A 21,837-nucleotide genomic window follows, 5' to 3' on the forward strand; every position below is an offset into this window, starting at 1 on the left:
AGTGATCAGTTTAAAACCAGTCATTAATAACTATAGCAGTTTCTTTAATACTCCGTATTTATTATTTATCTGCATTCTATTTCTTTAATCCAAATTATCTTTTGATCAAAAACAATATTTTTTGTGTGGTTTTTTGTTACACATATAAGTTGGCAATGTCTTGATAGCATCCATCTGCTTGCTATCAAACCTATATAACAAAAAATACCCAAAATCGTTCGAGCTGATATACCCCCCTAAAATAGTCGCTCGAAAAATGAAGGGATGGTTGGCTCACATTACTCGAGGCCCTTTTTATGGCAAACATAAGAAATAATGTACTGTGCTTACTGAGTCTAGTGGCAGGAATATTTCTCTTTACCTCTGTTCATGCACAAACCCCTACTCCGACTAAGGATGGTACCTCCACAATAAATACACGAAATGAAACTTTCGAAGCCGCTCATCCAGACCAATATCACTCTTGGCGAGCAACTTCTGAACAAGCGAACCGCGAAGATGCCCTCGCAGAAGACCCGCGTTTAGTCGTTCTTTGGGCGGGATACCCATTCTCCCGTGACTATAACAAACCGCGGGGTCATGCGTATGCCATCATTGATGTACGCGAAACATTGCGCACAGGTGCACCAAAAGATGCACAAGATGGCCCATTACCAATGGCTTGCTGGAGCTGTAAAAGCCCCGATGTTGCAAGGCTTATCCAAGAACATGGTGAAGATGGCTATTTTGAAGGCAAATGGGCAAAAGGTGGCCCAGAAGTCGTTAACGTTCTCGGTTGCGGTGACTGCCACAAAACTGATTCCCCTGACTTTGCGAAAGGAAAACCCGAGCTAACTCTGACACGCCCTTATGCAGAGCGCGCGATGGAAACCATAGGCAAGCCTTTCGATAAAGCCAGTCGTTTCGACCAACAATCCATGGTGTGTGGTCAATGCCACGTTGAGTACTATTTCTCTGGCGATAAAAAAGCCGTTAAATTCCCATGGGATAACGGAACCAAAGTCGAAGAGATGGAAGTGTACTATGACAACATTGGTTTTTCTGATTGGACAAACACACTATCCAAAGCACCAATGTTAAAGGCACAGCACCCTGAATATGAAACCTGGAGTGCAGGTATTCATGGCAAAAATAATGTGACCTGTATTGATTGCCACATGCCGAAACTACAAAACGAAAAAGGCGAACTGTATACCAGTCATAAAATTGGTAATCCGTTCGATAATTTCGAGCAAACCTGTAGTAACTGCCACACACAAAGCAAACAACAGCTGCAAGATGTCGTCGCAGAGCGTAAACACGCTATCCAAGAAATGAAAATCAAAGTGGAAGATCAGTTAGTTCGTGCTCACTTTGAGGCGAAAGCCGCATGGGATGCAGGTGCAACCGAAGACGAAATGAAACCAATCTTAACCGACATTCGTCATGCACAATGGCGCTGGGACTTAGCGATTGCGTCTCACGGTATCCATATGCATGCGCCTGATGAAGGTTTGCGTATGTTAGGTGGCGCAATGGATAAAGCCGCTGATGCGCGTACCAAACTTGCTCGTTTGCTCGGTTCGAAAGGCATCACCCATGAAATTGCCATCCCAGACATTTCCACCAAAGAAAAAGCGCAACAAGCCATTGGTTTAGATATGCAAAAAATCAATGCTGAGAAACAAGAGTTCTTAAAAACTGTTGTACCTCAATGGGATGAACAAGCTCGTAAAAATGACCTATTAGCCAAATAACCGTCATTTGCCCCGATGATAAGGGGCAATACAACCAATGGAGTAATTATGAGCGTACTACGTTCGTTATTCACTGCTGGGGTGCTGGCAACAGGCTTATTATGGGCAACTGCCGCCTCCGCTACACCTCAACTTGCTGAGGAAAATGCTAATGGCCGTTGGGTTGTCACACAGCAACGCAGCGCTGATGGCGCATGCTTGGATTGCCACAAACCAGACAAAGAAGGCATGCACGGCACGCACTCAGAAGTGGTCAATCCAAACAATAACTTACCAGTGACTTGCACCAACTGCCACGGTAATCCTGGGCCTGATCACCGCGAAGGCGTAAAAGATGTTATGCGCTTCAACAACCCAATGTACACCGTGGAACAACAAAACAGCGTCTGTTTATCCTGTCACTTACCAGAGCAACTGCAAAAAGCGTTCTGGCCCCATGATGTCCACGTGACAAAAGTGGCCTGTGCCAGTTGCCATGACCTCCATCCAAAACAAGATACGATGAAGGTCCTGACCGATAAAGGCAAGGTGAAGATTTGTGTTGATTGCCACTCTGAGCAGCGCGATAACCCTGCTTTCAACCCAGCAGCGGTGAAATTGCGTAAGGAGCAGCCATGAGTTGTTCTCGTCGTCAATTCATTATTTATTCAGGAGCACTGGCGGCGGTAGGAGGAATAGCTGGCCAAACTCTAGCGAATACCATGAAAATAGACGGCGTTCGCTACGGCATGATCCACGATGAAAATTTGTGTATCGGCTGTACGGCATGCATGGATGCGTGCCGTGAGGTTAACCAAGTCCCAGAGGGAGTTTCACGGTTAACCATTATTCGTAGTGAACCCATCGGACAGTTCCCAGATATCAAATATCGCTTCTTTCGCCATTCATGCCAACACTGCGAAAGTGCACCTTGTGTTGACGTCTGCCCAACAGGTGCTTCTTTTATCGATAAAACGACAGGCATTGTTGATGTCAATCCTGACTTATGCGTGGGCTGCCAATACTGTATCGCGGCATGCCCTTACCGTGTGCGGTTTATTCATCCTGTCAATAAAACAGCGGATAAATGCGATTTTTGTCGAAAAACCAATCTAAAAAATGGCAAGCAACCTGCTTGTGTTGAATCTTGCCCAACCAAAGCACTTACATTTGGTAATTTAGATGATCCTAAGAGTGATATTTCCTTGATGCTAAAGGAAAAACCCACTTATCGATTCAAAATCGCACTCGGTACTCACCCCAAAATGTACCGAGTCCCATTCAAATATGGGGAGGTTAGCCAATGACAACCGCTTCTGCTTTCCATTTTGAATCACTGGTTTGGGACTGGCCTATTGCGGTATACCTATTTTTAATCGGTATTTCTGCAGGTCTAGTTGTATTGGCCGTGTTACTGCGCCAGTACTACCCTAACGCTGCTGGTAGTAACAGTACTCTAATGCGTACTACGCTAATTTTAGCACCAACCACCATTGTACTGGGCTTGTTAATTTTGATTTTCCATTTAACACGTCCATGGACGTTTTGGAAATTGATGTTTCATTACAGTCCAACTTCCGTCATGTCGATGGGGGTAATGCTATTCCAAGTATATATGGCGGTCTTAGTGGTATGGCTGGCTAAAATCTATGAGACAGAACTGATTAGCCTGCAACAAAAATGGCTACCGAAACTCAGCATAATTCCTCGTGTACTCGCGATGCTTACTCAAGCTATGCGCTTTCTCGATATTATCATGCTGGTTTTAGCAGTATTACTGGGCGCCTATACGGGGTTCTTACTGTCTGCCTTAAAGTCCTATCCATTCTTAAACAATCCATTATTACCCGCTTTATTCCTATTTTCTGGAATATCGTCAGGAATTGCCGTGTCATTAATAGCATTAGCGTTACGCTACCGCAAAAATATTCATAATCCAGAATCAACCTTTTTACACCGTGTAGAAGGGTTTGTGATTTGGTTAGAGATATTCCTACTGGCGGCCTTTTTTGTCGGCTTAGCCTTAGGTGATGACGGTAAAATTCGTTCATTAATTGCTGCACTAGGCGGTGGTTTCTGGACATGGTGGTTCTGGATTGGTGTGGTTGGCTTCGGCTTTATTATCCCATTAGGCTTAAAAAAATGGGTAGATAAAAGCCATCGTGCAACAAGAATTTTGCTGGTCAGTGGTTCGAGTTTATTCGGCGTATTTTGCCTGCGTTTCTTTGTGCTATACGCAGGGCAATTAACGGTTGCATAATTTATTCAAGATTAAAGGTGATAATTGGAACTAATACTCCCAGAAGTGGGTTTCATCTGCCTTGTGCTGGCTCTGGGTCTCACCAGTTTTCAAGCACTATTTGGGTTTATTGGTCACTTCAGACACGTTCCGAGGCAAATGCCTCAGAACGTGTTTTGGACATCTTTGCAGTTTATCCTATTACTCAGTGCATATATTTGTTTAACCATCAGTTTTGTTAACAGTGATTTTTCGGTGGTTTATGTTGCTCAACATAGCCACCGACTCTCTCCGTTATCCATTAAAATTGCCGCCGTTTGGGGCGGGCACGAAGGGTCATTATTCCTCTGGTTATTGTTTATCTCAGCTTGGAGCACCTTATTTGCGTGGCGCTATCGCCAGCAAAAACACCCATTATTTTCATTAACACTCACCCTAATTGCGGTCATTAATGCGGCTTTATTGCTGTTTATCGTCCTGTACTCCGACCCTTTTGCTCGTATTTTTCCACCTGCAATTGAAGGGCGAGATCTCAACCCAATGCTGCAACATTGGGGGTTAATCTTGCATCCTCCGCTGCTTTATTTAGGTTATAGCGGTTTAATTATTGTTTGTGCTTTAGTCATTGGCTCACTGTTATCAGATGCATTTAATACAACAACAGCTTGGTTGTGCTGGCGCTTTCTAGTACCAAGTTGGTGCATACTCACTCTCGGTATCATTCTAGGTTCTTGGTGGGCTTATAGCGAATTAGGCTGGGGCGGGTGGTGGTTTTGGGACCCAGTCGAAAATGCTTCTTTACTACCGTGGCTCAGTGCCACCGCACTGCTTCATAGCTTAGCTGCATCACGAAAAAATGGGCTTTATCGCCACTGGTCTATGTTATTGGCAATAGCCACATTTATTCTCTCTTTATTAGGAACCCTGATTGTTCGTTCTGGTATTTTAATGTCTGTACATGCCTTCGCATTAGATAATGTGAGAGCCGTCCCCCTCTTTATATTATTCAGTTTTTTAAGCCTAACCTGCTTACTTATCTACGGATGGAAAGCCAAAACTACTGACAATGCAACACAAAGCAAAACACAGCGTGACGTTTATTTATTACTCACATTAATCCTATTTGTCGCTGTGTTATTTATTGTGCTTACAGGCACATTGTACCCGATGATTTATACGTTATTTGGTTGGGGGAAAATTTCGGTTGGTGCTCCTTACTTCAACCAGACCTTGTTGCCCTTTGGCATTTTAATGTTGCTGGTAATTACATTAAGTGCATTTAATCCAAATCCAAAAAAACGTCGTATTCTTTATATTGCATTTTTCGGCTTACTACTTGGCCTAGTTTTAGCGGCACATGGTATTATTATTGCTACGGCGTGTAGTTTATTAACTGTTGTTTTATTGGTTTTATGGTTAAAACCTTTCTACATTATCCGACAACAACTCCCTGCTTTATTAGCACATACTGGCGTAGTTATTTTTGCTGCGGGTATTGCATTTTCAATCGGTAGCCGCCAAGAAACTAGTGTTAATCTGGCGGTTGGACAAACTATCACATTAGCAGGCTATCAATTCAAATTTGCCGATTTACAACTCGCGGCACAGCCTAATTACACCACTGAAAAAGCTATTATTCACATTACTCAAGAGAGCCAATTTCAACATAATTTAATTACTGAACGCCGTTTTTATCTTGCTCGTCAGCAATTAATGATTGAACCAGGCATTAACTGGGGATGGTTACGTAATTGGTATGTGGTGCTTGGTGAAAAGACCGGTGATCAACATTATGCAATGCGCTTTTATGTGCAAGATGGCATTCAATGGATATGGGGCGGCGGCATATTAATGTGCCTAGGACTCTTATTTGGCTGGATACGAGGGCGAAAAAAATATGCTTAATCTCTTACGTGCCCTATTTTTATTATGTATTTCAACCGTAGCGAATGCACAAATTGTCGATACATGGCAATTTAACAGTGCTGAAGAACAAGAGTATTCTTTACAGATTGCTGCACAACTACGCTGCCCTCAGTGTCAAAATCAAAACCTATTAGAGTCTAACGCCCCTACCGCCGTCAGTATGCGCCATCAAGTCTATAAAATGGTATCCGAAGGGAAAAACCAACCCCAAATAGTGCAATATATGAGGGAACGTTATGGCGATTTTGTTCTGTACAACCCACCCGTCAATTTTACTACCGCCATTCTTTGGTTATTGCCTTTTTTTGCATTTTGTCTGACTTCTTACTACCTAATACGCGCTCTCCGCACACAGAGAAAACAGGCGTCGACACAATCATCAATAACCCCATCAGAACAATTACTGACGATGCCTAAAATAAACCCAAACCTTAATACATGGAATCGTAAGCTCAATGCTTTACTCATCGTATTGGTCGTAGGGATCACCGCAAGCTATTTTTTATTACCCCGTTTTCAATTAGCTTATAATGAATATCAACGCATTTCAGATCCCATAAATGCCTTCACGCCATTAGAACAAGAACAAAGTGACCTATTACGCTTACAAAATGATATTCGCCAATCACCTAAAAACGGTGAACTTTGGGCCGTACTTGGGGAGTATTATTTATACCAGAATAGTTATGACAATTCGTTAATTGCCTACCAGAGAGCACTAAAATACACGGGGGAAAATGCACAACTGTACTCCGCTATCGCCACTGTTTTATATTATCAAGCGGGCCAGCACCTCACTGATGAGACATTAGCCGTTATCAACAAGGCACTTAGCCTTGATAATAATGAAGTCACTGCGTTGATGTTAATTGCTTCCGATGCGTTTATGAATGCAAACTATGATAAAGCTATTCAAATTTGGCAAACTCTACTCGATAGTAATAGTCCACGAATTAATCGAGCACAACTTATTGAAGCAATTCAAATGGCAAATATCATGAATAATAAACAATAATAAATTTATTCTAATATTACTAACGCTAGGTATTAATACATGGTAATCTATCACTAAGTAAAATTGTCACTAGCAAAATAATGACAATCTATTTAAATATGTAATTTTTCGTTTCTTATTGATTGTCATTATTTCCTTTCTATATTACTTAAAAAAAATTTATGCTAGATTTAATAAAATCAGCATTTCTTAATACACATACGTACAAAACCGTAATTAATATAGTCATATAGCTACATATACTGCTTATATGCATTTTCCTGTTTGTGTGTTTATTAAGGATAATTAAAATAACTACATATAGAAATAAATACTATGAGAAATAAAATATTTTCATTTTTAGTCGTAGGCCTTATTGCTGGCGTCTCCTTTATTGGCGGCGTTGCGAGTAATTATACTCCTGATTTAGATATTGTCTCTAAATCACAAAAAGCAGTAGAGGACTTTTTAGCATTCCCGAAGACAGCAAAGTATAAAAACGTTAAATATCATGAAATAAGAGAAACACTAGATCATGGCATGCTCGGGTATGTTTGTGGTGAAGTTCTTATCTTCACGACCCAAAACTCATACAGTTTTAAGCGATTTATTGTCAAAACATACCTACATCAAGATGGACGTAATGTCGTTTCTATTCCATTAATCGATAGTGATGAAAAAGAATTTCCAAACGATGAATTTAATATCATTTGGAATAAATACTGCAATAGTTAACAAAACGTAAATATCTAATTCTATTTATTATAAATTTAACTTAAAAGAAAAAATGAAATAGATATAAATTAAATATAGGATTTATATCTAATGTCAATAACTGCACTTCATTTATATGATAGTTGATAACAAATTAGAGTCCCATATTTTCATATGGGCTTTTTATTGGTCAGCTTAACGGTTGAGCAACAACAAGAAGACGAGCCATTAATTTCGGCCTCTTGGATCGGTGGACATTTAACTGAACCATAAGAGCAAAAAACACAACAATCCCCTTTTAATGGCTTCAATAAAACACCACAGTGCTTGCATTCATAAAACCATTGGCATGCATTTGTTGGCATTTCTTCCGCTTCAGATTTCCTACACTCAGGGCACGTGATCACTGATATTAATTCTATCTGTTTATGACTCATTTTAGCTCCATAACATCCGCGTTTTATTTTCATAAGAATAGCCCTTCTTCATTACAAATTCCTTGAGCTAAGAACAGATCAAGCTAAAAACTACTATTCTGATAGTAATTCTAATCTGCTTGATATAAAGTCTTCCCCCTTTTTTTCTTTGGTCACTTAATTTTTGGAGATGAGATGTTTATTGGTTTTGATTATGGAACATCCAACTGCGCTGTCGCGATAATGGAAAATGGCGTACCTAAATTGCTGCCTTTAGAAGGTGAGCAGGCTTATATTCCATCGACTCTTTGCGCGCCAACGAGAGAGTCCGTTTCTGAACATTTATTTCGCCATTGCAAGATTGCACCTTCCGATGGTATTGGACAACAAATTTTAAGAAGATCAATGGCATTTAACCAAGAAGAAGGTGTTGAGTTAGTACCTGAAGACATTGTATTCGGTCAAGCTGCGTTAGATTTATATTTACGGGATCCTCGTGATGTCTATTACGTCAAATCACCAAAGTCATTTTTAGGAGCTTCTGGTTTACATGAAACACAAATAAGTTTTTTTGAAGATCTTGTCTGCGCCATGATGCGCAATATAAAAGACACCGCCGAAATAAGTACACACAATCCAATTACAGATACCGTTATTGGACGCCCTATTAACTTCCATGGCCGTGGTGGTGAAACAGCCAATCAACAAGCAGAAGCCATTTTATACCGCGCGGCAAAACGTGCAGGTTTTCATAATATTGCTTTTCAATTCGAACCCGTTGCGGCAGGTTTAGAATATGAGTCAACGTTAAATAATGACCAAATAATCTTAGTCGTTGATATCGGTGGCGGAACAACAGATTGCTCATTAATTCAAATGGGGCCAAGTTACCGTGGTTCAGAAGACAGAACCCAATCATTATTAGCTCACAGTGGCCAACGTGTCGGTGGGAATGATCTCGATATCTACCTCGCTTTAAAACAACTTATGCCGCTTTTTGGCATGGAGAGCCAATCATCATCCGGGTTAAAAATGCCATTTTTGCAATTTTGGAATCCCATAGCCATTAATAATGTCGAAGCACAAAAAGAATTTTATTCAAGACCGAACTTATTGGCACTTACGCGTTTAAAGCAAGATGCGAAAGAACCTGAAAAAATTGCGCGCTTGCTCGAAGTCTATAACCAAACATTGGGCTATAGCCTTGTTCGTAAAGCTGAAGAAGCCAAAATTGCCTTATCAAATAGCCCTGAGTATTTGGCTCAAATAGCCTTAATGAATGAAGCGTTAGAAGTGAATATTCAGCAAGATCAGATGGTTGAATCTATTGAATCACCAAAAAGTAAAATGATTGAACTAGTCAAAGAAGCCGTAATTCAAGGTGGCGTACAACCAAATGCTGTTTTTGTCACCGGAGGAAGTGCTCGTTCACCGATACTACACCAAGCTATTGCTCAGGAACTGCCAAATATCCCTATTGTAAAAGGTGACGATTTTGGCTCTGTCACGGCAGGATTAGCACGTTGGGCAGAAACCTGTTTTAAATAAAAAACGATAACTTGCCTAAAATTAATGCCGCATTAAGCGGCATTAATTAGAAACTATTTTTTTACTTTATGGACAATATCAAAGTACTTATCTTTGCTATCTTGTTCAGGGTAAATACGGTAAGTATATTCTTCTGGTGTTACTGTGACGTTTTCAACAACACGGGTAAATAATACTTCACCTTTATCATTTTTCGCCGTTAATGAGCGAGTTTTTCCATTTTCATCAAATGACCAATCCCCTTTCATTTTCGGTTTGCCATCGAAAGTGGTCATATTAAATGTGCCATCAGGGTAATACTCAGCTAAGCCAAAGAAATTAGCGACTTGCTTATCATCAGCACTTACTGCTTTTTTGTCTTGATCCAACGCTTCCGTGGTTGTCCAAACTTTACCGACCATTATTTCTTCATAAGCATTTAATTTATGCTCCGCACTCTGAGCTTGGCTCACAGCTTGAGTTGTAGCGGCATGAATACCAAATGACATAGTAGATACAACAGCAAATAATGTAGGTACTAATAATTTTTTCATTTTCTTCCTCTCAATTAACGCTAACAACAGAACTTGTTTTATTTAGGTTAACGACATGAGTCTTATTATCAAAATAGTATTACGTTTATTTACATGAAAACATTTTGTTACATACAATATTTAGTTTTTTAATCTAAAAATGACATAAAAATCCCACAATAACAAAACTAAAAAATATTTATTTAAACCTTTTCCTCAAGTAGCTTATTGATTAACCAATAGCCTGCTTTTCCAGGTGGCGTATTTTTAGACCAAACTAAATCAACATCGATTTTTCGTGGCCACAAATCATAATTAAGGCTAACTAACACATCATGGCCAAATTGTTTAACTAACCATGTGGGTAAAATAGCCCAGCCAATACCTTGCTCCGCCATTTCCAATAACAATAAATAGTTAGGTGCTAACCAGTTTTTCTCGCTATTAATAATAATTTGACTACTGCTACTCAAACGTAACTGACGAGTCATCGTTAAATGTTGGTAAGTCACCTTTTTTACTAGCGCTAAAGGATGTGTTTTTAATACATATAATCCGAGCTCACCTTGAATAGGTAACCGTGAATATGAAATATCCGCGGGGTATTCAGTTCTTGATTCTATCATTCCAACATGGGCCTGCTGATTTTGGATCATCTCAATAACCGCATTATTTTCTGCAATTAGAAATTCAAATTCGATATGCGGAAATTGTCTATTGAGTGTTGTGAGAATATGCTCAGCATGAGGTGGCTGATAAATATCCGAAAAAGCACAACTTAATTGTGGCTCAATATCTGGAGATAACTCGACTTTTAATGCTTGCAAGCGCTCATCAGCTGATAATATATCTTCAACCAAGCTCAGCACTTTTTTCCCGGCCAACGTTAACGTCGATTCACGCCCTTGACGGTCAAATAATACAAAGCCCATATCATCCTCAAAACCACTGATTGTGCTACTAATCGTGGACTGACTTTTATTGAGCTTCCTTGCCGCCGCAGAAAATGATTTTAACGATGCCGCTTCTACAAAGGTACGTAATGTTTCAATGGAATAATTCATAAGGTATCGGTTTTATCGATGGCTGCCATTTTGTATATATAGTAAAAATCACCAATAATTGCACCTGTTTTTTTACTAATACATTATTTTGCTATAAGTTTGAGGTTGTTATGAGCAAGCATACAAAAACATTAACTGAACGAGTTTTTCACGCAGTTTCATTCGAAGTCATTGCAATAGCAATAACTGCACCGGTCAGTGCGTGGGTTTTAGGACGCTCAATTTTCCAAATGGGAACAGTGGCTATCGTACTTTCCACACTCGCCATGTTATTAAACCTATTTTATAACATGCTGTTTGACCATTTTTGGCCTTTATCAAAAGGACCAAGATCTACAAAAGTACGTATTGGCCACGCCGTTGGTTTTGAACTTAGTTTCGTTATCTTAGGTGTCCCAATGTTGGCTTTATTATTAAACATGACCCTATGGGATGCCTTTATTTTAGAAGTTGGCTTTTTTACTTTTTTCTTATTTTATACGTATGCATTTAATCTGGTATATGATGTTTTACGCGTACGTTGGTTTGAACATCAAGAAAAACACGCCAAAGCTGCTAATCCTATCGTAAAACGTACTTAATTCGCCCAGTAACACCGGATATCGATATATTCGGTGTTACCTGTGTTTTCTCTTCTATTTCCCCAAACTATCCATCTCTATAATTGCAAAAAAATTCCGTTTATTAATTAATAGATGCGTTTTTTGCATTCAACATTTGCAGAAATGTCAATTTTCCCTTTGCTTTTCATCACTTATATTTAGCGCATTAAAGAAACAAACACTTAAAGTCACAAGCCAATATTAGCTGGCTAAACTGTTTAAAGGTATTTAAATGAAAAAAATATTTATCTCATCAGCATTTTTTTTAATTTTTCACATGAGCGCACAAGCCGATATCCGCGCACATGAAAATGCAATTGTATCATTAAGCTTTAATGAAAATAACACATCTTATGCAAATGAAGCGGCAATCGCGGCCCATGCAAAGGCCGCAAATTTACCTAAAAGTGGCATCAATGGAGTGGCTAAGCCTTTTTCACAAATGAACATTCATGAAAAAGCCATAACCACATTAAATTCCACTGAAAATAATACGTCGCCCGCTATTTTGCATATTATCGAGTCGCATATTAAAGCAAACCAACTACCTTCTAATAAAATTTCAGGGGTTAGCAAATCTCTTTCAGACATGGATTCCCATGAAAAAGCAGCTGTTGCATTAAGTTTTACCCACAACAACCAGTCCCCTTCAATGATTTATGCAATGGAACAACACTTAATCCGGAGCCAAACAAAATAAGAAAATTCGTTATTAACACACTATTTCGATTTATCACACACTAATCATGCTCAAGGCTTAGGAACTATTCTGAGCCTTTTTAGTTACCCCGCATCTCAAAAAACCTATTAGCCGATTAGCCTCACGAAAATTTTGGCACAATCATTTATACTGAATATTGAATTTAATTAATTTTAAAAATAAAACTCATTCCCATTAAACTTAATAATTACAAGCCAACTCACGAATAATAAATTCAATTAGAAACTTATGTTAAAATAATGAAAATATTTTTCATTAGATAAATCACATCATATAAATAAAGATAACTATTTTTTTCATCCACAGATAAAATATTTCTCTATTTCGCATTCAAGAATTAAAAATAGAGAAACATTTTTCATCTATCAGTTATTATTAACAAAATAATCGTACTCCCCCAACCAAGATTCAATTAAAATCATTTATTATCAATAGATTGGAAACTTAATATTTTTTAATGAAAATTAATTATTATCAATAAGTTACCAACCAATAAAATATTAATTCATTGATATGACGCAACAAATCATCTTAATCAAATAGTAAGATGATTTCCTGAAAACCATATATTTAGTATGGTCATAAAGGTCATCACAATGAAGATAAAAAATAAATTATTAAATAGCCCTATTTCAAGACGTAATGTCGTGAAATCAGGAGCTGCAAGCGGACTATTTGCAGCTGTGGGTGGTTTGTCTCTTCCTTTTAATGCAAAAGCAATGAATGCCTCCTCTTCAACAAACTTCTCTGAGGATAAAGTCGTTTGGAGTTCATGTACTGTAAACTGTGGAAGCCGCTGCTTACTTCGTTTACATGTCAAAGATGACGAAGTGTTTTGGGTTGAGTCTGATAACACGGGTAACGACGAATATGGTAACCATCAAGTACGTGCTTGTTTACGTGGCCGTTCAATTCGCCGTCGTATGAATCACCCTGACAGATTGAAATACCCAATGAAACGAGTGGGTAAAAGAGGTGAGGGTAAATTTACCCGAATTTCATGGGAAGAAGCACTCGATATCGTTGGCGATAGCTTACGTAACACATTGAAAAATTATGGTAATGAGGCTGTACACGTTTTATATGGAACGGGTGTTGATGGTGGCAACATCACCAACTCTAATGTCCCTTATCGCTTAATGAATTCATGTGGTGGTTTTTTAAGCCGCTATGGTAGTTATAGTACCGCTCAAATCCGTGCAGGTATGAACTACCTATATGGTTCTCAGGAAGCCAATAGCCCCGATGACATCGCAAATACTAAACTTGTCGTGATGTTTGGCAACAACCCAGCCGAAACTAGAATGAGTGGCGGCGGAGTTACCTATTATGTCGAGCAAGCTCGTGAGCGCTCAAATGCACGAATGATTGTTATTGATCCTCGTTATAACGACACCGCCGCAGGTCGTGAAGACGAGTGGTTACCAATACGTCCAGGTACTGACGGTGCTTTAGCAGCAGCATTAGCCTATGTCATTATCACAGAAGACATGGTTGACCAGGATTTTGTTGATAAATATTGCGTAGGCTACGATGAAAAAACATTGCCAGCTTCCGCTCCACGTAATGGTCATTATAAAGCCTATATTTTAGGTGATGGTGCTGATGGCATAGCTAAAACACCACAGTGGGCCTCGACTATTACAGGGATCCCCGCTGATAAAATTATCAAACTCGCACGTGAAATTGGGCAAGCCAAACCCGCTTATATCGTTCAAGGTTGGGGGCCTCAGCGCCATTCAAATGGAGAGCAAACTGTACGAGCCATTGCAATGCTCGCCATTATTACAGGTAATGTAGGGATTAGCGGAGGAAATTCAGGTTGCCGTGAAGGCACTTATGATTCAGGCGTTGAATGGTTCCCTATGCTTGATAATCCTGTAAAAACGCAAATTTCGGTGTTTACATGGACCGATGCGATTGAACGTGGAACTGAAATGACCGCCACTCGCGATGGCATTAAAGGAAAAGATAAACTGGATGTACCGATTAAATTCTTATGGTGCTATGCCAGTAATACGTTAATTAACCAACATAGCGAAATTGCACGCACTCATGAAATTTTACAAGATGACAGTAAATGCGAAATGATTGTCGGCATCGACCATTTTATGACCGCATCGGCAAAATATTGCGATATTTTATTGCCTGATTTAATGCCAACTGAACAAGAAGATTTAATTCCGAGTGAATCAGCTGGGAATATGTCCTATATGATTTTAGGGCAACCCGCCACCAGTGCTAAATTTGAGCGCAAACCAATTTATGAAATTTTATCTGAAATTGCAAAACGCTTAGGTCCAGATGTTGAAAAAACCTTTACAGAAGGTCGCACTCAGCATGAATGGGTTAAATACCTCTGCGAAAAAAGCCGCGAACGCTTCCCTGATATGCCAACTTATGAAGAGATGAAAACAGTGGGTATTTTCAAACACAAATGCCCTGATGAACATGTCATTGGTTTTAAAGAATTTCGTGATAACCCACAGGCCAACCCACTGAAAACGCCATCAGGAAAGATCGAGGTCTACTCGGAAGCTCTTGCTGAAATTTCAAAGAATTGGGAGCTATCCCCAGATGATATTATCGACCCATTGCCAATTTATGCCAAAGGGTTTGAAGGGCATCAAGATAAATTAAGCGAGAAATATCCACTCCAAATGACAGGTTTCCACTACAAAGCTAGAACACACTCAAGCTACGGTAATATTGATATTTTAAAACAAGCTTGTCGCCAAGAAATCTGGATTAACCCTATCGATGCTAAAGCTCGGGGCATTGAACAAGGTGATATTGTTAAAGTTTTTAATGACCGAGGGGAAGTGCATATTCCTGCCAAAGTCACACCGCGGATTATGCCTGGCGTAACTGCGATGGGGCAAGGTGCATGGTTAGATGCTGACATGTTTGGTGCAAAAGTCGACCAAGGCGGATGTATTAATGTTCTAACAACGCAGCGCCCATCACCGCTTGCGAAAGGAAATCCGCAACATACTAACTTAGTCGAAATCGCAAAACTGTAAGGAGCCCGATATGTCACAACAATATGGTTTTTATATTGATACACAACGATGTACGGGCTGTAAAACCTGTGAACTCGCTTGTAAAGACTTCAAAAATTTATCAACGGATGTTCACTTTCGCCGTATTTATGAGTATGCCGGTGGGGATTGGACTGAACAAAATGGTGCTTGGCAACAAAACGTTTTTTCCTACTATCTGTCCATCTCTTGTAATCATTGCGATGATCCTGCCTGCGCTAAAGTATGCCCAAGTGGCGCAATGCATAAACGTGAAGATGGTTTTGTTGTTGTCGATGAAAGTGTTTGTATTGGCTGCCGTTATTGCCATATGGCATGTCCATACGGTGCACCTCAATTTGATGCAGAAAAAGGTCACATGACCAAATGTGATGGCTGTTTTGAGCGAGTTGCTGAAGGTAAAAAACCGATTTGCGTTGAATCTTGCCCGTTACGCGCGTTGGATTTTGGCCCTATCGATGAATTGCGAGCAAAATACGGCAACATTAATGAAATTGCCCCTCTTCCACCTGCACATTACACCAAACCGAATATTGTTTTAAACCTTAATAATAATTGTCGCCCCGTTGGTGATACTACGGGCTATCTTGCAAATCCGGAGGAGGTATAAAATGGGTGCTGGCTTACATGAATATCCATTAATACTCTTTACTGTTATCGGACAAACAGTCGCTGGCGCTTTTATTTTAATGGCGCTTGTTTTACAACTTAAACCTTCCGCGCAACAGCATCACCAAATCGTGATGAGTATGTTCGGATTATGGTTATTAATGGGTATCGGCTTTTTATTATCCATGTTACATATGGGTTCACCCTTACGCGCTTTTAATTCGATGATACGTGTAGGACATTCTGCATTAAGTAATGAAATTGTCAGCGGCTCCCTCTTTTTTGCTTTAGGCGGGTTATATTGGCTTATTTCATTTTTCAAAAAAATGCCTCGATCACTTGGTCAAATTTGGTTAATGATCACCATGTTTGCTGCTGCATTTTTTATTTATGCAATTTCTCGCGTTTATCAAATTGAAACAGTACCAACCTGGTTTAATCAATATGGTAGTTTGCAATTTATTTTAACTAGCTTAATAGCAGGCCCTGTATTAGCTGCTTTTTTATTGCGTATAGCCAGCTATGACATTAGTCGGGTACGTTCTTTTGCGCTCATCAGTATTATCGGCATAATAGCTAGCTGTATTTTAGTCACGGCTCAAGGATATGAACTTGGTTCAATTCAAAGCTCTGTGCAAAAAGCCAGTCAACTAGTACCTGACTACGCATCATTAATGGGATGGAGAACTATCTGTTTATTCCTTGGTTTAGCTTTTTGGCTTTATCCTCATATTAAGATGAGAAATCCCTCAATTATCAGCTTATTCATTGCTGTTTTATTTGTAATGTTTGGTGAACTTATTGGTCGGGGTATTTTCTACGGATTACATATGACTGTTGGTATGGCAGTGGTAGGTTAAGTGCTCTTCATGAGGGGGATATCCCCCTCTTCTCGTCGACAAATATCTGATGATTCGTTACGATGGTTAAATCAATATGTTGATATTTCCATAAACAAGTACAATCGAAAACCACCCTTTATTTCATTTGAAACTCAAATGGTTAAAAATTTTTAGTAAAATTAAAAGACGAAGTGAATCAGTATGGAACAAAAACAATTAGATGACATGTCACTGTGCACCCAAACTTTAGGCGCACTCTTTTCCTATGACCCTTCAGACCCTCGAGTTAGCAGACTCATTGAGCTATTTAGCACCAGTGAATGGTTAACCGAGTGGCCTCTCACCGCTCATTATGATTGCCAACGAATTAATCAGTTATTTCAAGGTGATACTAAGCAATCTGAAACGCTAAAAGAGGCCTATGAGCGATTATTTATTGGCCCTAATGCACTCCCTGCTCCGCCTTGGGGTTCTGTTTATCTCGATAAAGAAAATGTTTTATTTGGAATTTCTACCCTTGAGTTAAGAGCTTGGCTACGTAACAACCAAATTAATATTGAATTGAATGCCAATGAACCAGAAGACCATGTTGGCTTATTGTTCTTATTAACAGCGTGGGTTATCCAAAATAAGCCTGAATTGCTAAATGATTTATTGGAAATTCATTTCTTACCTTGGGTATATCGTTATTTGGAAAAAATGCAATTACAAAGCGGTAATAACTTTTATGAAGCTACTGCGTTATTAGCAACAGAAACCTTAAAATACTTGCAGAAAGAAGCTCAATTGACACCGGTGAATAAAGAGCTTTATCTATAGTTTCCATTATTTATTCAATGACAAGCACCCTAAAGAATATTAGGGTGCTTGTTTTTATTATGGATGCTGTTTAGGTATATGGTAAGTATCTACTAAAAACGCAATGATTTGGCTTAAGTCAGAAATATAAGACGTGTTTTTATACACTCCAGTTTGATAAGAAGACGTTATCCCCTCTGGTAATATTAAAGCAGGTAAAGATTGATTCTCCTCGCCACACATATCCACTAATTCTTCTCGTGGTTTCTCAAAAGGCAGATAACTTACATCAATGAAATTGGATAACCTCGGGTTTTTAGCGAGTATTCCCTCTAGCATTGTGCAGTCTGGGCAAAAAAAAGTGTCATCTTGATAATTTTTATCTGAAAAACCCATATCTAAAAGATACAATTTACATTTCATTGTGATACCCATTTTTGTAAGGAATAAAGATGAAAAATAAGCCTTCAGGTTATAACGTTGATAGTGCGTTATCTAAATCAGCTAATAAGTCACTAATGTCTTCACAGCCAACTGAAAAACGTAGCAACCCATCCGTTACTCCCTGTGCAATGCGTTCCTCTTTAGGAATACAGGCATGGGACATAATCTTAGGATAAGAAATAATTGACTCAATTCCCCCTAAGCTAACAGCGACCAATGGGATACGAATCGCATCTAAAAATAATTTCACATTTTTTTCATTGCCTAAATCAAACGAAACGACCATTCCGCCATTTTTGGATTGCTGCATATGAACCTGGTGATTTGGGTGTGAAACCAAGCCTGGGTAAAACACCTTTTTTACTTTCGAATGCTGGTTAAGATATTCTGCAAGCTTCTGTGCATTTTCACTGGAACGCTCAACACGCATTGCCATTGATTTTAAACCGCGCATGGTCAGCCAACTATCAAATGGTGCAGCAATACTGCCTATAGCAACCGCTGATTTGTGTAACCATTTGGCATATTCGGCATTATTTGTTGCAACGGTTCCTAAAATAACGTCGCTGTGCCCATTAATAAATTTAGTGGCACTATTAATCGAGAAATCAATACCTAACGAAATCACATCCGACAATAACGGCGTCATAAATGTGTTATCACACACAGTGATTAAATTATTCTTTTTTGCCAAACCAATGACCGCATTTAAGTCTGTTACTTGCAGTGTCGGGTTCGATGGCGTTTCAATGTAAAATGCCTTAGTATTTTCTTGTATTGCATCTGCATAGTTTTTAGGATCTGTCGCATCAACAAATGTCACTGAAATACCGTAACGAGGTAAAAACTCAGTCATTAACTGAAAAGTGCCACCATAAATACTTTTACAGGCAACAATGTGATCTCCCTGGCTAAACCCTAATAAAACTGCACTAATAGCAGCCATGCCCGATGAAAAAACCTCAGCAAATTGTGCGTTTTCAATTGAGCAAATAGCTTCGCTTAGTGCATCACGGGTTGGGTTTGAAAAACGCGAATAAATATACGCGTAATTTTCTTCAATATTACTTTGCGAGTAAGTTGACGATTGATATAACGGAATAGATGAACTTCCCGTGTACTTATCCGTCATTGGATAACCGTGTATAACTTTAGTATTAATCTTCATAGGTACATCACATCTTTAATATAGTTTTAAATACTTGCCACATTGATTTCAGGATAAGCAAATAAGGCAGGTGAACCGCCAGTATGAATAAATAAAAGCGGCTGACTGCCTTCAATAGTTTCTTTTAATACATTATCAATTAACCCTGCCATGGCTTTGCCAGTATAAACAGGGTCGAGTAAAATCCCTTCTTTTTGTGCTAATAATTCAATTGCTTGTTGCCCCTTGCTATTCGGTGCACCATATGCAGGTGAAAAGTATTGATCCCATAATTGTACATTCGGAAAATCAGCAAGGTTTAATAATTCACTTATTTCATTTTGCAGCTTTTCAACTTTTGGCTGTTGTTGTTCAACCGTACGCGAGACTGTTACGCCAATAACAGGAGTTTGAGGTAAAACGACCTGTAACCCTATAGCCAAACCAGCATGGGTTCCCGCACTACCTGAAGCAACAATCACCGCAGCAAAATCAATATCTTTTGGCTTTTGTTGTGCAATCTCCAAAGCACAACTGACATACCCCAGTGCACCTAGAGCATTCGAACCACCGACAGGTACAACATACGCATTTTCTAACCCTAATAACTCAATTAATGCTTTCATTTGTTCATTAGGGTCACTTAATTCTTCACAAAAATAACAGCGAGTATTAAATAAATCTGTCAGCAGCTTATTGCCATTATTTAAAAATAGGGAATTCCCACTTTGCAGCGGGTTTTCCAATAAAGCCACACACTCTAAACCATACATTGCTGCAATAGCGGCTGTTTGGCGAACATGGTTAGATTGTATAGCGCCTGCAGTGACTAATACTTTAGCTTTTTTCTGTAGTGCATCCGCAATAATAAACTCTAACTTACGCAGTTTATTGCCCCCCATCGCAAGGGGGGTCATATCATCACGTTTAATATAAATTTCTCGACCAAGGTATTCAGATATATTATTCAATTTCACCAATGGCGTTGCGGTGTGCAATAAATTAATTTTCGCTATTGCTGAAAGCCTTTCTTGTATATTCATTTGAATATTATCCAGATTAATATGTGAAGCCTAAATAGAGGTAGACCATCAGAGCAAATGCAGCTGTCACAGTAGCATAAGGCATTTGTGTTCGGATATGTTCAATATGGTCACAATCTGTTGCCATGGAAGCCACAATCGCATCACTGGAAATTGGGGATGTCATATCGCCGTAAATAGACCCTGCGATAGCTGCACCAATCATATATTCCACAGGCATTCCCACTGAAATACCTAATTGCACACCGATAGGGATCATAATGGCAAACGTTCCCCACGATGTGCCTGTTGCCAATGACATTACAGCACTAATTAAGAAAATAAAACCGATTGAGAATGCAGGGGAAATAACACCAGAAGTCACTTCAGCAATATAAGCCCCAGTATTTAAATCTGAGGAAACTGTCCCCATTAAGAATGCTAATATCATGACTGAGCTGATTTTCACCATGCTAGCGTAACCGATATATAGTTCTTTAAAGAAACTCTCAATATTTAATACGCGACGCGCTAAGAACCAGACAAAAGAAACTAGCGTTCCAAACATGACCCCCCAATAAACAGATGTTGAGCCGCTGCCTTTACTAAAGTCACCATTACCAGTGATATATAAAGCCACTGGGACCATTAATACCGTTGATAAAATTGGGATAAAGAAATTTAAAGATGTATGGCAATTAGGATGTTCAATAATATCTTCATCATCTTGCTCAGTATTTTCCGCGGATAAGATGGTTAACGATTCTTCATGAGCTCGCAATTCTGCTTTTTTCATCGGCCCCCAAGAAAAATTGGAGAAGATATAAAATAAAACCGAAGCTAAAGAAAACCATGCCATGATATTAAATACCATCGAGCTGGCTAAAATTTCAAAAGGTTCACCCGTAATAAAACCTTTTGATATCTGCACGCCAATCACCCCCATCATTGCCGCACCCCAACCGTTTATCATCGCTGACGAGCACACCGACACACAGGATGTTTGCACGATATAAGACATTTTTTCTGGCGAAACACCATAATTCTTCGCGAGTGTTTTTGTTGACGCACCTGCAATTAACTGGTTAATTGAACTTTCAATAAAAATTAATGACGTAATAATCATTGCCATTAATTGAACTGCTTTTCTATTTTTAATCAACTTGGTTTTATTAGTCAATAATCTAACAAGTGACCTAACACCACCTGTAACCACAACAAGGCGCATAATACCGCCTATCATGACCATAAATAGAATTGTTTTTGTATTTCCAGGTGAGGCAAAAGTATTAATAATTCCATCGAGTGTTCCGTTAACACCTAATAATATATTATGATCATTAATAACGGTAAACCCGACTAATATTCCCAATAATAAAGATAAAATAACTTGGCGTGTAAAAATGGCTAAAAGTATCGTGACCAGTGGAGTGACAATGGTCCAAATTCCATAATCATTCATGGGGTGCTCTCTTATTATATT

Annotated in this window: 21 protein-coding genes; 14 read left to right on the forward strand and 7 right to left on the reverse strand. The window is 39.1% G+C overall.

Going from position 1 to position 21,837, the window contains the following annotated elements:
* Positions 1 to 296 precede the first annotated feature (296 nt).
* From nrfA to M1F05_RS14560, 7 genes are all read left to right on the forward strand, one after another.
* Positions 297 to 1,736 (forward strand): ammonia-forming nitrite reductase cytochrome c552 subunit, encoded by a 1,440-nt coding sequence (gene nrfA / locus M1F05_RS14530; protein WP_206082776.1) that lies wholly within the window; start codon positions 297 to 299, stop codon positions 1,734 to 1,736.
* A 48-nt stretch (positions 1,737 to 1,784) separates the two neighbouring features.
* On the forward strand, positions 1,785 to 2,354 hold the full coding sequence (nrfB, locus tag M1F05_RS14535) for a cytochrome c nitrite reductase pentaheme subunit (RefSeq protein WP_206082777.1): 570 nt from the start codon (positions 1,785 to 1,787) through the stop codon (positions 2,352 to 2,354).
* The gene (nrfC, locus tag M1F05_RS14540) at positions 2,351 to 3,022 is read left to right on the forward strand and encodes a cytochrome c nitrite reductase Fe-S protein (protein WP_206082778.1); all 672 of its coding nucleotides are present in this window, start codon (positions 2,351 to 2,353) and stop codon (positions 3,020 to 3,022) included. The genes nrfB and nrfC overlap by 4 nt, the downstream gene beginning before the upstream one ends.
* Positions 3,019 to 3,975, forward strand: coding sequence for a cytochrome c nitrite reductase subunit NrfD (nrfD, locus tag M1F05_RS14545; protein WP_206082779.1), 957 nt, complete (start codon positions 3,019 to 3,021; stop codon positions 3,973 to 3,975). Before nrfC ends, nrfD begins: the two co-directional genes overlap by 4 nt.
* A 24-nt stretch (positions 3,976 to 3,999) precedes the next feature.
* A complete protein-coding gene (locus M1F05_RS14550; protein ID WP_206082780.1) occupies positions 4,000 to 5,859 on the forward strand; it encodes a heme lyase CcmF/NrfE family subunit in 1,860 nt (619 codons plus the stop codon).
* Positions 5,852 to 6,895, forward strand: a complete 1,044-nt coding sequence (nrfF, locus tag M1F05_RS14555; RefSeq protein WP_206082781.1) for a heme lyase NrfEFG subunit NrfF — start codon at positions 5,852 to 5,854, stop codon at positions 6,893 to 6,895. Before M1F05_RS14550 ends, nrfF begins: the two co-directional genes overlap by 8 nt.
* A 315-nt stretch (positions 6,896 to 7,210) precedes the next feature.
* A complete protein-coding gene (locus M1F05_RS14560; RefSeq protein ID WP_206082782.1) occupies positions 7,211 to 7,609 on the forward strand; it encodes a hypothetical protein in 399 nt (132 codons plus the stop codon).
* A gap of 149 nt (positions 7,610 to 7,758) precedes the next feature.
* Here M1F05_RS14560 and M1F05_RS14565 read toward each other — a convergent pair whose 3' ends face one another.
* Positions 7,759 to 8,025: a GDCCVxC domain-containing (seleno)protein gene (locus M1F05_RS14565; RefSeq protein WP_206082783.1), complete on the reverse strand. Its 267-nt coding sequence runs from the start codon at positions 8,023 to 8,025 to the stop codon at positions 7,759 to 7,761.
* Positions 8,026 to 8,199: 174 nt separating this feature from the next.
* Between M1F05_RS14565 and yegD the strand changes: the two genes are divergently transcribed.
* Positions 8,200 to 9,552: a molecular chaperone gene (gene yegD, locus M1F05_RS14570; protein WP_206082784.1), complete on the forward strand. Its 1,353-nt coding sequence runs from the start codon at positions 8,200 to 8,202 to the stop codon at positions 9,550 to 9,552.
* 53 nt (positions 9,553 to 9,605) lie between these two features.
* On the opposite strand, the gene M1F05_RS14575 is transcribed toward yegD, so the two are convergent.
* Together M1F05_RS14575 and M1F05_RS14580 are read right to left on the reverse strand one after the other, a co-directional pair.
* Positions 9,606 to 10,085, reverse strand: a complete 480-nt coding sequence (locus M1F05_RS14575) for a DUF4822 domain-containing protein (RefSeq protein WP_206082785.1) — start codon at positions 10,083 to 10,085, stop codon at positions 9,606 to 9,608.
* A gap of 182 nt (positions 10,086 to 10,267) precedes the next feature.
* Positions 10,268 to 11,128: a LysR family transcriptional regulator gene (locus M1F05_RS14580; RefSeq protein WP_206082786.1), complete on the reverse strand. Its 861-nt coding sequence runs from the start codon at positions 11,126 to 11,128 to the stop codon at positions 10,268 to 10,270.
* Between the two features lie 110 nt (positions 11,129 to 11,238).
* Between M1F05_RS14580 and M1F05_RS14585 the strand changes: the two genes are divergently transcribed.
* The 6 genes from M1F05_RS14585 to dmsD all read left to right on the forward strand — a co-directional run bounded on the left by M1F05_RS14585 (position 11,239) and on the right by dmsD (position 17,762).
* Complete coding sequence (locus tag M1F05_RS14585; RefSeq protein WP_206082787.1) at positions 11,239 to 11,709, forward strand: multidrug/biocide efflux PACE transporter; 471 nt, start codon at positions 11,239 to 11,241, stop codon at positions 11,707 to 11,709.
* Positions 11,710 to 11,962: 253 nt separating this feature from the next.
* Positions 11,963 to 12,430, forward strand: a complete 468-nt coding sequence (locus tag M1F05_RS14590; protein WP_206082788.1) for a hypothetical protein — start codon at positions 11,963 to 11,965, stop codon at positions 12,428 to 12,430.
* 617 nt (positions 12,431 to 13,047) lie between these two features.
* Positions 13,048 to 15,474: a selenate/tellurate reductase subunit YnfF gene (gene ynfF / locus M1F05_RS14595; RefSeq protein ID WP_206082789.1), complete on the forward strand. Its 2,427-nt coding sequence runs from the start codon at positions 13,048 to 13,050 to the stop codon at positions 15,472 to 15,474.
* Between the two features lie 10 nt (positions 15,475 to 15,484).
* Positions 15,485 to 16,102 carry a DMSO/selenate family reductase complex B subunit gene (locus M1F05_RS14600; RefSeq protein WP_206082790.1) on the forward strand — a complete coding sequence of 206 codons (618 nt, stop codon included), beginning with the start codon at positions 15,485 to 15,487 and terminating at the stop codon, positions 16,100 to 16,102.
* 1 nt (position 16,103) lies between these two features.
* Positions 16,104 to 16,961, forward strand: a complete 858-nt coding sequence (locus M1F05_RS14605) for a DmsC/YnfH family molybdoenzyme membrane anchor subunit (RefSeq protein WP_206082791.1) — start codon at positions 16,104 to 16,106, stop codon at positions 16,959 to 16,961.
* Between the two features lie 183 nt (positions 16,962 to 17,144).
* Positions 17,145 to 17,762 (forward strand): Tat proofreading chaperone DmsD, encoded by a 618-nt coding sequence (gene dmsD, locus M1F05_RS14610; RefSeq protein WP_206082792.1) that lies wholly within the window; start codon positions 17,145 to 17,147, stop codon positions 17,760 to 17,762.
* A 57-nt stretch (positions 17,763 to 17,819) separates the two neighbouring features.
* On the opposite strand, the gene M1F05_RS14615 is transcribed toward dmsD, so the two are convergent.
* From M1F05_RS14615 to M1F05_RS14630, 4 genes are read right to left on the reverse strand one after another with little or no spacing between them, the layout of a single operon-like run.
* Positions 17,820 to 18,164 carry a DUF3088 family protein gene (locus M1F05_RS14615; protein WP_206082793.1) on the reverse strand — a complete coding sequence of 115 codons (345 nt, stop codon included), beginning with the start codon at positions 18,162 to 18,164 and terminating at the stop codon, positions 17,820 to 17,822.
* Positions 18,165 to 18,213: 49 nt separating this feature from the next.
* Positions 18,214 to 19,353, reverse strand: a complete 1,140-nt coding sequence (locus M1F05_RS14620) for a trans-sulfuration enzyme family protein (RefSeq protein WP_206082794.1) — start codon at positions 19,351 to 19,353, stop codon at positions 18,214 to 18,216.
* Positions 19,354 to 19,379: 26 nt separating this feature from the next.
* Positions 19,380 to 20,375 (reverse strand): D-cysteine desulfhydrase, encoded by a 996-nt coding sequence (locus M1F05_RS14625; RefSeq protein WP_206082795.1) that lies wholly within the window; start codon positions 20,373 to 20,375, stop codon positions 19,380 to 19,382.
* 16 nt (positions 20,376 to 20,391) lie between these two features.
* A complete protein-coding gene (locus M1F05_RS14630; RefSeq protein WP_206082796.1) occupies positions 20,392 to 21,816 on the reverse strand; it encodes a Na+/H+ antiporter NhaC family protein in 1,425 nt (474 codons plus the stop codon).
* Positions 21,817 to 21,837: the final 21 nt, after the last annotated feature.

The sequence above is a fragment of the Providencia sp. PROV252 genome (assembly GCF_033676005.1).
Classification (GTDB): Bacteria; Pseudomonadota; Gammaproteobacteria; order Enterobacterales; family Enterobacteriaceae; genus Providencia; species Providencia vermicola.